Source organism: Aurantivibrio plasticivorans (assembly GCF_055392955.1).
In genome coordinates this window covers 3,477,638-3,492,523 of the sequence record NZ_AP036020.1, presented here as the reverse complement: position 1 = coordinate 3,492,523, position 14,886 = coordinate 3,477,638, and the positions used below count along the sequence as shown (strand labels likewise).

The 14,886-nt window shown below is 46.7% G+C and carries 13 protein-coding genes; 9 read left to right on the top strand and 4 right to left on the bottom strand.

What is annotated here, in order from left to right; translation table 11 throughout:
• Positions 1-100: 100 nt before the first annotated feature.
• The 6 genes from ACZ5NB_RS15585 to ACZ5NB_RS15560 all read left to right on the top strand — a co-directional run bounded on the left by ACZ5NB_RS15585 (position 101) and on the right by ACZ5NB_RS15560 (position 5,486).
• Entirely contained in the window at positions 101-763 is a 663-nt protein-coding gene (locus tag ACZ5NB_RS15585; protein WP_460233179.1) for an HAD family hydrolase, read from the top strand.
• Positions 764-780: 17 nt separating this feature from the next.
• Complete coding sequence (locus ACZ5NB_RS15580; protein ID WP_460233178.1) at positions 781-1,161, top strand: hypothetical protein; 381 nt, start codon at positions 781-783, stop codon at positions 1,159-1,161.
• A 325-nt stretch (positions 1,162-1,486) separates the two neighbouring features.
• Positions 1,487-2,065, top strand: coding sequence for a hypothetical protein (locus ACZ5NB_RS15575; protein ID WP_460233177.1), 579 nt, complete (start codon positions 1,487-1,489; stop codon positions 2,063-2,065).
• Positions 2,066-2,157: 92 nt separating this feature from the next.
• Entirely contained in the window at positions 2,158-2,508 is a 351-nt protein-coding gene (locus ACZ5NB_RS15570; RefSeq protein WP_460233176.1) for a hypothetical protein, read from the top strand.
• Between the two features lie 111 nt (positions 2,509-2,619).
• Positions 2,620-2,979 carry a gamma-glutamylcyclotransferase family protein gene (locus ACZ5NB_RS15565; RefSeq protein ID WP_460233175.1) on the top strand — a complete coding sequence of 120 codons (360 nt, stop codon included), beginning with the start codon at positions 2,620-2,622 and terminating at the stop codon, positions 2,977-2,979.
• Between the two features lie 143 nt (positions 2,980-3,122).
• A complete protein-coding gene (locus ACZ5NB_RS15560) occupies positions 3,123-5,486 on the top strand; it encodes a hybrid sensor histidine kinase/response regulator (protein WP_460233174.1) in 2,364 nt (787 codons plus the stop codon).
• Between the two features lie 71 nt (positions 5,487-5,557).
• Here the strand turns inward: ACZ5NB_RS15560 and ACZ5NB_RS15555 are convergent, their stop codons facing one another.
• The 4 genes from ACZ5NB_RS15555 to ACZ5NB_RS15540 are packed head-to-tail and all read right to left on the bottom strand — an operon-like array spanning position 5,558 to position 9,505.
• Positions 5,558-5,818 carry a MoaD/ThiS family protein gene (locus ACZ5NB_RS15555; protein ID WP_460233173.1) on the bottom strand — a complete coding sequence of 87 codons (261 nt, stop codon included), beginning with the start codon at positions 5,816-5,818 and terminating at the stop codon, positions 5,558-5,560.
• Entirely contained in the window at positions 5,818-8,142 is a 2,325-nt protein-coding gene (locus ACZ5NB_RS15550; protein ID WP_460233172.1) for a xanthine dehydrogenase family protein molybdopterin-binding subunit, read from the bottom strand. The genes ACZ5NB_RS15555 and ACZ5NB_RS15550 overlap by 1 nt, the downstream gene beginning before the upstream one ends.
• The gene (locus ACZ5NB_RS15545; protein WP_460233171.1) at positions 8,135-8,623 is read right to left on the bottom strand and encodes a (2Fe-2S)-binding protein; all 489 of its coding nucleotides are present in this window, start codon (positions 8,621-8,623) and stop codon (positions 8,135-8,137) included. Before ACZ5NB_RS15545 ends, ACZ5NB_RS15550 begins: the two co-directional genes overlap by 8 nt.
• Positions 8,624-8,632: 9 nt before the next feature.
• On the bottom strand, positions 8,633-9,505 hold the full coding sequence (locus tag ACZ5NB_RS15540; RefSeq protein ID WP_460233170.1) for an FAD binding domain-containing protein: 873 nt from the start codon (positions 9,503-9,505) through the stop codon (positions 8,633-8,635).
• A gap of 271 nt (positions 9,506-9,776) precedes the next feature.
• On the opposite strand from ACZ5NB_RS15540, the gene ACZ5NB_RS15535 reads away from it, so the two are divergent.
• The 3 genes from ACZ5NB_RS15535 to ACZ5NB_RS15525 all read left to right on the top strand — a co-directional run bounded on the left by ACZ5NB_RS15535 (position 9,777) and on the right by ACZ5NB_RS15525 (position 14,816).
• A complete protein-coding gene (locus tag ACZ5NB_RS15535; RefSeq protein WP_460233169.1) occupies positions 9,777-10,934 on the top strand; it encodes an energy transducer TonB in 1,158 nt (385 codons plus the stop codon).
• 111 nt (positions 10,935-11,045) lie between these two features.
• Complete coding sequence (locus ACZ5NB_RS15530) at positions 11,046-12,722, top strand: hypothetical protein (protein ID WP_460233168.1); 1,677 nt, start codon at positions 11,046-11,048, stop codon at positions 12,720-12,722.
• A gap of 372 nt (positions 12,723-13,094) precedes the next feature.
• On the top strand, positions 13,095-14,816 hold the full coding sequence (locus tag ACZ5NB_RS15525; protein ID WP_460233167.1) for an alkaline phosphatase PhoX: 1,722 nt from the start codon (positions 13,095-13,097) through the stop codon (positions 14,814-14,816).
• The last annotated feature ends 70 nt before the right edge of the window (positions 14,817-14,886 follow it).

Genomic DNA, 14,886 nt, shown 5'->3' with positions numbered 1-14,886 from the left:
AAACGCCCGAGTTGCTTCAGGCGCTAAAAAACGCGCCCTCCGCGGGACACGATCTGCTTCGCGCCGCGTGCCCGTTGACTCGGCGTTAAATGGCTTCCATATGAAAGCAGTCTTCTTTGACCTCGATGAAACTATTCTAGATAGAACTCGATCTTTACGAGATTTCGTTCGTTGGCAAGCTGAAGGGATGCTCAAGAATTCGATAGGTGATGTCGATTTTTTTTGGCAACGGTTTGTTGAACTCGATTCAAATGGGAGTGTTTGGAAGGACCGCGTTTATTCTAAGCTTGTTGATGAGTTTTCAATTACGGAATGGACCGTTTCTGAACTTCTAAAAACATATGAGTTATGTTTTTCAAATTTTTGCAAACCCAAATCAAATGCCCTCCAAGCAATAAGGTCATTGCACGGAAAAGGTCTCAAATTGGGATTGGTTTCAAATGGTAAATCACCTTTTCAAGAAAGGAACTTTGACGCTCTTGGAGTTAGTGATTTATTCGACGCGGTAATCGTTTCTGATGCTGTGGGGTGCAGGAAGCCAGACTGTGCTATTTTTGAATTGGCTTGTCGGTCTCTTGAGGTTTCACCCGAGGAGTCAGTATTTGTTGGTGACAACCCTAAAGCAGACATTGATGGCGCGAGGAGCTTTGGCATGTATACTGTTTACATACCCGGGTGTTTCGGTCTGACCTATGACAATGCGCATGCGAACTGTAACAATTTTTTAGAACTGGCGGGCATAGTTGAAAATGTTGCGCTCTAAAAGGTCAACCAATTGCTATGATTATAATCGCCTTTCTTGTCGCAATGTTAGTGTTTGTTTTCGCGGTTATAATACACCTCCTTTATCGCTATGTGATTCGACGAGGTAAGTATAAAGGCATTACTTTTTTAGAGGTGGCGCTTATTTCGGTAGGTAGTGTGCCTGGGCTCGCTGGTTGTGCTAGCGGTTGGGCGGGGTTTGGGTTTCCATTGCCACTCATCATTGGCTTGCCATTAAATTTGATTTTCTTGGGTAATAAGGAATGTGGCTGGTGGCCGCCATTGATGTTAAATGATCTGCAGTTGATAAGTAAGTTTGCCGGATTGTTCATTGGTTGGTTTTTAGCAAACCTATTGGTTGTCGGGGTATTGTTTTATTTCAAAAAAAGGTCGGCGTGATTTGTTTTTAATTAAATTAAATTAAATAACTATTACTTTCCCTTTATGTTCATAACTTTTTTCCGTCAGAGATCAATGTGTTAACGTTAGAAGCAGGCAGTATTTATTTTTTCGATATGCCGAATTCCGGTTCCCTAAATCATCTATGGTGAGTAGTAGCTTAGAGCGAGTTCAGAACGACGAAGCAGTTAAAGAATTGAGGCGATAAAGTAAAGACGTCATATAGCTGCATCCAAAGAATAAATATAAAGACTAACTGAGCATGCCTATTTTAGGGGAATCTGCTCATTTGGTTAATGGCTATAGTTTAAGTTGAGGCGCTTAGATGTTTGAATTAACGCGGGACGAATGGATTGAAATCATACCCATTTTATCGGCAGTGCTTTTGGCGCTAATGGGGTGGGCAGTCACCTATTTTCATCGCTGGTATTTCGTCAATAGAGCGAATAAGCTTGCTCGCGTGAACAAGCAGCTAAAAGAGTTATATGGACCTCTCTATGCTAGGTTGCTTGCCAGTCACTCTGCATGGGAAGCGTTTTGGCTTCACTATCGACCAGCACATGGCGGCGAAAGTTACTTCGGTGATGACCTGTCGGTAAGCGAAAAGGAAAAAGAGGTATGGCGAAATTGGATGACGCATGTTTTTGAGCCTAATAATGCTGAAATCGAAAAAATAATTGTTGAAAATATGGACCTTCTTGAAGGTGATCACTTTCCGGATTGTTTTGTCGAAGCACTGGCTCATATAGCGGCATATAAAGCCGTGCTTGCAAACTGGAAACGTTCTGATTTTTCTGAACATGTTTCAGTTAACAATTGGCCAAGTCAGGAACTGTATGATTGGATCCGGCCTGAATATGAGAGACTTCGCACTTTACAACGCAAGTTGCTTAATGACGCTTAGGTGGGGCTAGTGGAGCAGCGAACAATTCTTGCCTATTGCTCCTCATCGCTATTTACTTAGCTAGGCCGCAAACAATCGAACGGAGATATTGCTTGAAATCTCATGCTGCTAAAGCCTTTTTACTTTCTGCTTTTGGTTATCCTGGGGTAGGGCACCTTTATCTGGGGCGGCGCACGTTCGGCCTAGTCACCATCATTGTTGCAAGTATTTGCTTTATTATTCCACTGTGGGAGTTACTTAAACTGACTTGGACTGCACGAGCTGCGATAGATGATCCCAATATGTCATTTGAAGGCGTAATCTTATTGTTGAGGGATAAAGTCCAAAGCCTTCCTGCTAGTTTTTATAACTCGCTATACTTTTTTGCGCTTTGCTGGGTCGCGAGTTCACTCGAAGCCTACCGCGTGGGGCGCGTAAAAGACAAAGCGGAACTACGCGAATAACTTGTGCTTAATTTTTTACTTATTGAGGTTTGATATAATGGGTGTTGGTGTCGCTTTCTCGCCGCGTGTATTAAGCTTTCGCACAACAACCGTACTCAAGAATTACACAATATGAATCCAGAATACCTGTTTGTCTACGGTACTCTCCGCACTGTCGAAGGGCACCCAATGCATAACTATCTTCGCAGCTTTTGCGATCTGGTTGGCGATGCTACGGTCAGAGGAATAAAAATCGATTTGGGTGAGTACCCAGGGCTGATTCCCTCCGGCAATCCAGAGGAAATCGTCGATGGTGAGCTATACCGTATTCACGAAGGCGACAGCGGCAAGCTATTTGACGCTCTCGATCGCTATGAGGGGTGTAGCGAGGACGATCCGGAGCCCCACGAATATTTTCGTCATCGACTCGATGTGACGTTAAGTGCCGATAAACAAGTCTACGAGGCTTGGGTATACCTATATAACGCTTGATGCTCTCATCGGGCCATCACACTGCGGGTAACCTTGTGCAACCGTCTATCCGTTACCCGGTTCTTTAGGGTCAGATTTCCTGCGTGTTTAGCCTTACAGTCTATACTGGTTAGTAGATTTGAGCCTTGGGGGCGCCGCTCGCGATGAGATACTTATCGTTATTCTTTCTTTTTTTCTTAAGTGCCTATGCCTGCTCGGAGGCTATCGAGGTAGGCTCAACGACCGACATTGTTCCCGTTTGGCAGCATTCTCAGTTTGCTTTGATTGCTCCAGGCGTCACTCTAAGCGACCTCATGCAAGACCCTGGCGAGTTTGAGGGCTTAGAGGAGGACGCGTCTATTCCTGGTTTTGGCTATACCGAGCAAGCCGGATGGATGAGGTTTACGCTTGCTAACCGTGATGTTCAGGACCTCCGCCTATTTTTGGATTTCGATTATCCCTTTATAGACAATATTGATGTCTACTTAACCCAGAAAGATCAAGTATTACAGGAGTTGCGTACAGGTAGCCGAGTTGATAATGGGCGAACTTATCAGTCTCGATCTCCTCACGTGTCATTTATACTCCCGGCCTCACAATCGATTGACGTGTATGTACGTATTCAAAGCGTTCATTTGCTCACGTTTCCCGTTCGCATTTTTTCAGAAGAATCCTATTTCTCGCACAAGAAACATTTGGATGCCGCGTATTACGGTATTTTTGGGCTGTACTTCGCTTTTTCTGTATTTTTTATGGTCGTTTATGCGCAGCAGCGAGATATTCTTTATCTAATTTTCTCCATTCAAACGGTAGCGCGTGCTTTGTTTGACTTTGCCTACAGTGGTGAGCTTAGGCTAACTATTTCGGGGTATGATGATTTTATTAGTATCAGTTATCCGTACTTTGGTGCGTTTAGCGCAGCGACTGTTTTGTGGTTTCATGCTGAGTTTTTGCAACTGCGCATATTTAGCCGAAAGATGTTTTGGCTGACAATGGGATATGCACTGCTCTTTGTGGTTGGAGCTCAAGTTGGCTTGTTGGTTGATCGTGCTGTCTTTTTCATGATGGCTCCACTGCAAATTATTTTGCCGATATATATTTTCTTTTCAACTATGCCGGCATTGATGAGGAGGCAGCAGGCAGCGAGGCTCTATATGATTGGGATATTTGTTCCATTAGCGCTCGCGGTTTTAAACACCCTTTGGCTAACGAATACTATCCCAATGGTTTACAACTTTACATTGTGGTCAGCTATTGGCTATAGCCTGAGCTTTATTATTCTCGCATTCGCAATGTCAGCGAGGATCGAAGCCCTGGCTGACGCAAAAAATGATGCGGAAATGGAGGCGTTTTCTGCCAAAGCACGCGACAATGCGAAGAGTGAATTTCTTGCGCATATGAGCCATGAAATTCGAACGCCGTTGAACGGTGTGCTCGCGATGATACAGATGATTCGTGATAGCCAATTGAATAAAGAACAAAAACAGTGGGTTGATATTATCCATTCTTCGGGGCAAAACTTGCTGAACATCGTGAATGATATTCTCGACTTTTCCAAAATTGAGGCAGGTAAACTTAGTATTGAACAATTGCCAACTAACGTGTCGGATTTAATCGAAGAAGTGGTGGCTTTGTATTCGCAGGGCGGGCGGGACTCTGATGTGCACTACACGTATACGGTTGATCCATCGTTGCCTCAATGGGTGAGATCGGACCCTATACGTATTCGTCAAATACTCATGAATTTTCTTGGCAACGCTAAAAAATTTACAAAGAAGGGTACTATTGGCGTTAGTGTCAAAGCGACAGATAATCCTCGGGTGTTTCGTATTAGTGTGACCGATACGGGTATCGGTATTGCAAAACCTCAGCAGAAAAAATTATTTAATGCATTTGAGCAAGCGGAATCATCTACTTTCCGACACTTTGGAGGCACGGGTCTTGGGTTGACGATTTGCCAACGTCTGGCTCATTTGATGAGTGGGAAAGTGGGCTTTGAGAGTGAGCCTAATAAAGGCTCGTGTTTTTGGGTGGAGTTACCTTTTATTGAATGTGATGCGCCTCGAAGTGTTGATAACAATGAGGAGATTACATTGAGTGAGCATCAACCTTTGCATGTTTTGGTTGCAGAAGATAACGCGGTTAATCAAACAATTATTACCACCATTTTGAAAAAGCTGGGTCATACTTCGTTAATCACCTCAGATGGTGTTGAGGTGGTCGATACTTTTTGCGAGAACCCGTCTCAATTTGATGTGATATTAATGGATTGTGATATGCCAAAGCAGGATGGTTATCAAGCGACGCGTGTTATTCGTGAGTTTGAGCAAGAACACCAATTAGACGCTGTACCGATTGTGGCGTTAACCGCACACGCAGTAAAAGAATTTCAGGCTAAATCAATAGCATGCGGTATGAACGAGCATTTGACTAAGCCAATTGTCATCAATGCATTATCGACTATGCTCGCCAATTACCAGCAAAAAAATGCGCAAAGGCTTGCGGAGAATATACGTCAGTACGTCTAAGCCACGCCGTTAGTTTTCCTTCCCCGCTGGAGTTCGTCTTTGCGTGGTGTTGTTCACCATGGTGACGTCCGTTAACCACCTTCGATTGCCGGTATAAAAAATACTTCGCTATCGTCGTCTAAATCCATTAGCAATGCATCTTGATGAATCTCTCCATCGACGGCAACTGCGATGCCGTGTGCTAATTTGCCGACTAGCGATGGAAAAATATGTTCAAGTGAGCGAATCAACTGCCTGACGTCATCGGCGGGTATCATTAGCTCGCTATTATCGGCTGGCGCTTTCTCGCCAATGTGTTCGGCGAGAAAGTTATTTACAATGACTCTTGCCATTAGCCTTCCTGAAGGAGCTTGACCATTTTCGGGGGAGACATCGGTAACTCTACAGGACGTTTTCCGGTGGCTTGTTTAACGGCGTTTGCAACCGCCCCCATGACTGGAACGATGGGTACTTCACCGACACCGCGTACACCAAAAGGATGTCTCGGGTTCGGCACTTCGACTAGTACGGTATCGATCATTGGTAAGTCTGAGGCGACAGGCATACGGTAGTCGAGAAAGCCCGAATTCAACAGTTTGCCATTTTTATCGTAAATGTATTCTTCGTTCAGCGCCCAGCCGATGCCTTGTGCGACTCCACCTTGGAGTTGGCCCTCGACATAGGCGGGATGGATTGCTTTACCGACATCTTGAACTGCGGTGTAACGGAGAATTGTCGTGTAGCCAGTATCAGGGTCGACTTCCACATCGACAATGTGGGTGCCGAAGCCTGGGCCTGCACCTGTGGCAGTTAAACTGACGGAACTACCAATCGGACCGCCGGTTTTAGCTGACGAGGCCGCTAACTCTTTCAGCGATAGTTGTTGTTCAACTTGCTGCTCCTCTTGCCCGCCTTCTGCAATCGAGTCATGGCTAGGACCGATGGCCATGCCATCTTCCCAACGAACATGTTCTGGGTCGATGTCCCAGATTTTCGCAGCGCGGCGTTTTAAATCAGTAATAATGTTATCGGCCGCTTGGCTGATGGCCATGCCTGACGAAAACGTGACACGACTGCCGCCGGTATGCATGGAATAACTCACGGATGCGGTATCAGCGACAATGGGTCGCACTTGCGCATAATCAATACCGAGTTTTTCGGCGGCCATTAGCGCAAGTGAAGCGCGTGAGCCGCCAATATCGGGGTTGCCAGATACCAGTACCGCCGTGCCGTCTTCATTGATATTGAGTGCGGCGGTTGTCGGGCCACCGATATTAAACCAAAAACCACTGGCAACACCTCGGCCTTGGTTTTCGCCTAACGGTGCTGAGTAGTGCGGGTGATTCAAAGCAGCTTGTAACGTCTCTTTAAAACCAATTTGACGAAACTTCGGACCGTAGGTTGCTTTGCTACCTTCTTCAACGGCGTTGTGTAAACGGAATTGAAGCGGGTCCATACCCAACTGGTTTGCTATATCGTCTAACAGACTTTCTACGGCAAAAGCGATCATTGGCGCACCCGGCGCGCGGTACGCAGCGCACTTGGGTCGATTACTGACAACGTCATAGCCAACGAGAAACATGTTCGGCAGTTCGTAGCAAGCGAAAGCGCACATGCAACCCAGCATGACCGGAGAGCCTGGATAGGCACCGGCTTGATATTTTAGTTCGCCTTCAGCTGCAACTAATTTTCCATCGCGTGTAGCGCCGATTTTTAGGGTAATTTTTGAGCCCGATGTTGGGCCGCTCGCGCGCAACACTTCGTCTCGCGTCATCACAAGTTTGACTGGGCGCGCGGATTTTTTAGCCAGTAGCGCCGCAACTGGCTCTAGATAAATGGTTGTCTTACCACCAAAGCCGCCGCCGATTTCGAGAGGGTTTACTCGAATTTGCGCAATTTCCATTCCGAGTACTTTGGCAGTATAGGCGCGCACCATAAACTGCCCTTGGCTGCTACACCAAATTTGTAACTGACCATCTTCGTTAAAGGTGGCAATGGCGGCATGCGGTTCGATGTAACCCTGATGAACGGCTGCGGTTGTAAATGAGCCTTCGACAATCACATCCGCTTGTTCAAAACCACTAGCGGTGTCACCCACTTTTTGAGTGACGCGTTTTGCGATATTCGACGGCGCATCGGGCTTAGGATGAACGCCATCGGTGAATAGGTCGTTGTGGAGAATAGGTGCTCCCTCGGCCATTGCGTCTTCTACATCAATGACGTGGGGAAGTACGTTGTACTCTACTTCAATTAGCGCCAATGCTTCGTCGGCGATGGCGGCGCTGGTTGCGGCTACGGCAGCGATGGCATGCCCGTCATATAACACTTTATTGCGGGCTAAAATATTGTCGGACAAATCGGCCATGTTTGGCGGTTCGCCACCGATGAGCGCTTCACTTGGGGGAATCTCTGGAAAATCTTTCGCGGTGATAATGGCTTTTACACCGGGTAGCTGTTCTGCTTTGGCGGTATTGATCGAGATGATATCTGCATGAGCGTGTGGGCTGCGTAAAATTTTACCCACCAATGTGCCGGGAAGCGTAAAGTCAGCGCCAAACTTTGCACGGCCGGTAACTTTTTCAACCCCGTCAGGGCGAATTTCAGATTTCCCTACCCATTGGTATCCCTCTGGGCTTTCCGCGGTAACTGTTGATTTTTTCTCTGGTGAGCTACTCATGACTAGACCCCTCCCGCATTTCTTTGGCCGCATCCAATACGGCAGACACGATTTTGTCGTAACCTGTGCAGCGACATAGATTTCCCGCTAACCAAAAACGTAATTCTTTTTCACTTGGGTTGGGATTTTTTTCTAACAGTGCTTGCGAAGCCACTAAAAAACCGGGTGTGCAAATACCACACTGAAGTGCTGCATGTTCAAGAAATTTTTGTTGCAGTGGGTGGAGGTGTTCGTTGTTGGCCATGCCTTCTATCGTATCGACGCTGGCATTATTCAATTCTGCGCCTAGCACTAAACAGGAGCAGACGAGTCGATTATCCACCTTGACGCTACAAGCGCCGCAATCACCCGATGCACAGCCTTCTTTCGTGCCTGTCATTTGTAATTGGTTGCGTAGCACGTCAAGTAAGGTCTCTTGCGGTTCACATAAATATTCAACGGGATCGCCGTTGATGGTTAGGGACACGTGTTGCTTTGCCATTGCCTACTCCTATTGATTTGCGTTTGCCCGTTTTAGGGCAATTTCGACAGCGCGTTTTGCTAGTACGCCGGCAATGTGAATGCGGTATTCGATGGTGCCGCGCTTATCGTCGATAGGATGGCAAGCAGCGCGGACCGCGGCTTGCATCTTCTCGATAGCGGCGCTATGAACTGTGGTGCCAATCAAAGCCTCCGCCGCAGCATCAACTTTTAATGCGGTTGCGGCTACTGCACCTAATCCGACTCGTGCTGCAATACAGACACCGTCGGTATCTAGCGTGATATTGACGCCTAAGCCCACAATGGCGATATCCATTTCTGAGCGCGGTGTCATCCGCAGGTAAGCATCACCACTACGTTTCGCTCTGTTAGGCAGCTTGAACGCGACGATAAACTCGTTGGCTGCGAGAGTGGTTTTGCCTGGGCTAGCAGGAATATCTTCAACCGCGACTTCGCGCTGTCCTTCGGGGCCCGCCACGATGGCAATGGCACCGGCAGCTATCATTGCGGGTACAGAGTCTGCAGCGGGTGAAGCGTTACACAGATTGCCAGCTAACGTAGCGCGCCCTTGTACTTGAGTGGAGCCGATAATATCGAAGGCTTCTGCAACACCGGGCCACATTGCGGGTAATTCAGGGTGTTCAGTGAATTCTGCTCCGCTGATACTCGCGCCAATATAAGTGCCTTGTTCAGAAATGGAAACTTCGTGCGTGGCTGGTATTTTCTTGATATCGACTATGCTGCCTGGCTGTATGACGCCAGCGCGCAGTTGTACCAATAAGTCGGTGCCGCCAGCGAGAATCTTCACGGGGGGACTTGCTTGGGATAGTGTGTTGATGGCTTCCTCAACAGAGGTAGGGGCGTAAAATTGCATGGCCTGCATTGCTCAGGGCCCTCATTTGGTGAGACTTTGATTATTCAGACAATTGTAAACCCTAAAGGCCTGATAGATGAACGAATCTAATGTAAAAAATATTCATGAATTTATAGCGTCTCAGGTATGGCATAATAGATCCGCTGTGCAGTAACGATCGTCATATACGCTGTTTATACCGAATAATAACGCTCAGCGTGGTTTGTAGTGTCTGCTTCCTTCTCTGGACTTACTGTACTAGACGGACATAATTAAACATAAGCAGCCAAGGAGGTTTGCATTGAAGAATAAATCACTTTTAAAACCTATGCTGGCGGCAGCGCTATATTCATTAGGCGTTGCAGCGACACTTTGCCATGCCAGTATCAAAGACTTTAATGACGCCGTTAGTCAGGGCGATTTCAAACGGGCAGCCCAGCACACTGAGTCGATTTGGCGTGATCAGGACAAGTCCCAGCCCTCATCAGCAACGCTTGCTCGTGAATTTGCATTTGTAAATTATAAAGCCGGTGATTTTGATACGGCGGATTATTTTATTGAGCAACTTGGCAAGCGCGTAGTGTTTGATAATCAACGTGAAGTGACGCGTGTTCTTGAGGAACTAATCAATTATCGCCGTTCCAGTCGAGCGTCGTATCTCGATAGGTTGTCGGCTGCGTTAAAGCGCCGTTTAAATACAGATGGAATTGATAATATTTCGGTGATAGCCGCTGACCTGCTGTTTGTTGCTAACTGGAATCAAAAGCGCTGGGAGCATGTGCCGAAGGCCGCCGACTTGGCAAAAAAAATATACGCACGCGGTGGTGATATATTTCAAGCAAGAAGACACCGCGCGGATATTTTTTCAATTGCGTCCCAGTACGTCGGAAAGCCGCGTCTTTATCAGTTCCAGGCCATGGACAGCATTCACAATGCGATCGTGGCCGACATCAATACAGTGACGCCAGGCCCGTTGCGCGACGAATTGATTAGGCTTAAATTTCTAGCGCAAGCATGGTCTCACTCAATGTACGCGTCATATCTCAGCTATAACCCCGGCGCAGGCAATTATATCGAGCGCAGCGAACGTCGACACATTGTTGAGCCTAGTGTCCCTCTCTTTGATTCGAAGCCACTTTCCAAGTCGAAACAAGTACCCAAGTCGAAACAAGTTCGCAAAGCAACCTCTGTGTGCGACACAGAGTTAGTAACGCGTAATCTTCGTTATCCACCGGTTGCCACCTTTAGTGGCTTAATGGGGGCGGTCATCGTTCGATTTGAGTTTGGTGCAGATGGCCGTGCGACCAGCAGTAAAATTCTTGCTGCAGTACCGGATCCCCTGTTTGCTGACAGTGTGCGAGAGGCCGTATCAAGTGCTTACTTGAAGCGAGTATCAGGCCGTTCAGCGTGTCAGCTTCCTGAAAGTTTAATTCAGACATTTTCGTTTGTTATTCAATAGCTTGCCACTGCTTTGATGACCATTTAAGCGGGGTTTTCCCGATGGTCATCAAACTTTCATGATTCGAGCATAGGCTACAACGCTTTCTCATTCTCTTCATTGGTATTTGAAATGCGATATTTAGCGTTATGCTCGGCAGTTTTGCCGTCCCTCTTTTCTCTGTCGGTTGTGGCTGAGTCCCCGAGTGCTGCGCCACCAACCTCAGAGCCATTTCAGCAACTACTACAACTCTTACAATCGACCAATGATGTCAACCCGTCGTTGCCAGATGTGCACCCTGTTCATACGGTAACAAACAGCGAGGCGATTATTCCGCCACAGTGTTATACCCAAACGGCGGGTGAATTTAACCCTTGCTATGTGTGTCATCAGGATGAGAAGCCTGGCAACGAAAACACCATGAATGATGGTGCATTGCAAATCGCCTATAGCTTTAGTGATGTGGGTATGACCAATCACTGGAAAAATTTGTTCGAAGACCGTAGTGAAGCGGTTGCGAAAATTACAGATCAAGCTATCGACGATTGGGTAAGGCAAGATAACTATTCATCACTCGCCCCTCGTTTGCGAAAAGCGGGATTTGATGGATGGATACCTGATTTATCCAATCTACACCTGGGTGCTGAAGCATTCGATGACCAAGGTTTCGCGAAAGATGGCAGTCACTGGGTGGCATTCAACTACAAACCCTTGCCCAGTACCTTTTGGCCGACCAACGGATCAACGGATGATGTGATGATTCGGTTGCCCGCAAAATTCCGTAATATACGCGGAAGTTACAGCAAGGATGTGTATCTTGCTAACCTCGCTATATTAGAAGCAAGTGTAAAAAACCTCTCGAGCATAGTGGTGCCTAGCATTGATGAAAAGTCGATTGAGGTTGACCTCAATGGTGATGGTACGCTGTCGAATATAGAACATATAACGAAGGTTGATCGTTTTGTGGGAGATGCAACCAAGGAGTTTCGGGATAGCTATCTTTATCCAGAAGGCACGGAGTTTTTACACACTGTGCGTTATGTTGGTATTGCTGAAAATGGCGATATAAAACCCTCTACAAGAATGAAAGAAGTGCGTTATATGCGTAAATCCATCGCATATCGAAAATCAATCTACAGTCGTCACTATCAGCTAGAAGGGTATGCCAAAGAAATCGGCCAGTTACCACAATATGTTTATCTTGGTGATAAAGGTTTGGATAACGGATACGGATGGGCACTACAAGGATTTATTGAAAATAAACACGGTGAGCTAAGAACGCTAACCTACGAAGAAAATTTATTTTGCATGGGCTGCCACAGTTCAATCGGTGCGACTATCGATAAAACATTTAGTTTGCCGAGAAAGGTTGATGGAGTGGCGGGGTGGGGTTATATAAACCTAAAAGGTATGGCTGATGCACCCAACCGTGGAGAGACTTTGGGCGAGATTGCCACTTACCTGCAACGTGTCGGAGGGGGAGGTGAATTTCGCAGTAACGACGAGATGTACGCTCGCTGGTTTAACAGTGATGGCAGCGTTAAACTCGATAAAATTGCTAAAAGCGATGTGTATACATTGATTGCTCCTTCCCATGAGCGAGCGCGAGAACTGAATAAAGCTTACCGCGTCATCGTCGATGACCAAGACTTTATTTTTGGGCGGGACGCAACCGTGACGCCACCCAAAAATGTCTATGAATTCATTGACAATAAAACGGCACCGACATTATCTGAAGATCTTTTTCATGCGTGGGATATTCGTCTTGATTGGAGTCATGATGACCGAAAAGAGTTGACCCTGCAGTAAATAAGTCTGCGGGCGTCGTTACATCCACGTACTTTTATTTTTTAGGTAAGCCTAGTTCAACGTTGTTGCGCACGGCAAAGGTGCGCATTCCCGATTCCTCCCAGTTGTATCGTAATCAATACTGCGATTTGTCTCGCAATTTCTTCCCTGTGAGTAAGACTGTTTATCCGTTGAGCAGTTTGTCACGAATATTCCATCTAATTGTCATTTTTCGTTCACCCAACGTTCACAGGTTGACGTCAGTATTTTTAAGTCGGCGCTTATTGCCGTTCAGCACTATCTATTCAAGCATCTAAATAAAGATAGTTTTCAAATTTATGAGACCAAGCGCTAATCACGAAAAAACAAGTGGTTAGCATGACGGGAGGAAAAATGTTTAAGTCACCGCTAAAAGTAGGCGCGAGCGTACTAGCCATTGCTGTCGCACAGCTTTCGCACGCCGGCACGGCACCATATTTTAATCCGCTGACACAGTCTTCAGCTGTTGCATCACCCAACCATATCAACGAATTAAACTCGCCTTGGCAGGTGCCAGCTGGTTTAAGTCAAAACAATTTGATGAGCATGCAAGAAGTTGAAGCCGACGTCACGCAATCTATTCAGCGTGTGAATGCTGGGCGCAATTCTTCAATGTTCGACATGATTGCCTACGATCCGTCTGGCCGTTACTTGTTTATCCCTCATGAAACGCCATTCGGAGCGGGTCTTTCACGTTACGATATCGAGCAGGACGTAAACGCATTAATTTTTGCCGGGGATCAAGGCGCTAGCCTCACGAATGAGTGTGACGCTGACCCCGAAGAGCCGCGCGATCCAACGACCGCATGTCCAGCATGGGACTATGATTTTGCTGCATTTGATCCTGCTCGCTACACGCCTAATGATACGGTGATTGTGGCTGAAGAGTGGTCTGGTCTTGGTCGGGTTGTGGAAATTCTCGATCCTATGGCTACACCGGCAGATCCGACTGCCACAGCGTTAACCGAGGGCAATGACTACCGTATCTTAGATTCGATTGCGAAGGTTTCACACGAAGGCATCAACTTTTCAGAAAAATACGCTAACAAAGTTATCTATTTTATCGATGAATGGAATTCAGGATCTATCTACGCGCTAGTACTAAAAGAAGAAGGTAACTATGCATTGGGTGGGCAAACATTCGTGTTGTCTGTCGATGCATTTGAAGCGACTGGTGGAGACGCTTCTGCGTATTGGAATGAACAAGGTGAAAACGTGGAGCGTTTTGGTCCAGCAACTTGGGTTCCTTTGACTGACGAAGACGGCAACGCGCTTCCTGGCGTTACCAACCCATTCCGAAATGGACCAACCAATGACCCTCGCTCGAACGATGACACTCGTGGTGGACGTGTCGCAGCTGACGATGTGGGTGCAACACCTTACGGTCGCCCTGAAGATATGGAAATCGGCACGTTACCAAATGGTAATGAAGTGCTTTATATCACAACCACTTCTGAAGCCGCTGTGATCTCAGTTGAGATTTTACCGGGTATGAAAGCGATGGTTCGGCAGTTCGCTAGCGAAGCTAACACGCCTAAAAATCTCGGCTTTCCTGCGACAACCGGCATCTTGAATTCACCTGACAACTTGGCGCAAGACGCTCTCGGCAACATCTATATCATTGAAGATGCGCCTAACAGTGGTTCGGTTGGTGGTGATATTTGGTTCGCACGGGATATGGATAACGACGGTGTGGCCGAGTCTCTGGATCATTTCATGAGTATTCAAGTTAACGGTTCGGAAGCAACAGGCATGATTTTCAATCCGGCCGAGCCAACCAAGTTTGTCGTGGCTGTGCAACATCCATCCAGTACTGATCTGGCGTCTATTCCTGACGGATTTGGTGATGCTGTATGGCAGTTCGACTTATCCGACATCGTGCCACCAACATGTGATGAAGCTAATGACCGTTTTGGGCATATGTACAACTGGAAAAAACGCAGCTGGATCAAAACTTGCTCTCATGACTACGATACTAATTTTGTAAAAATGCTAGAGCGTGCTGGATCTCCAAAAAGGTACGGAAAGAAAAAGTGGAAGCACAAAAAAGAGCACAAGCATAAGCATAAGCACTAAAGTTTATAAAAATAGATATTCGATAAAAACTAGGTCAAGGGATTGGCCAACTTAGAACTCTCACATTGAA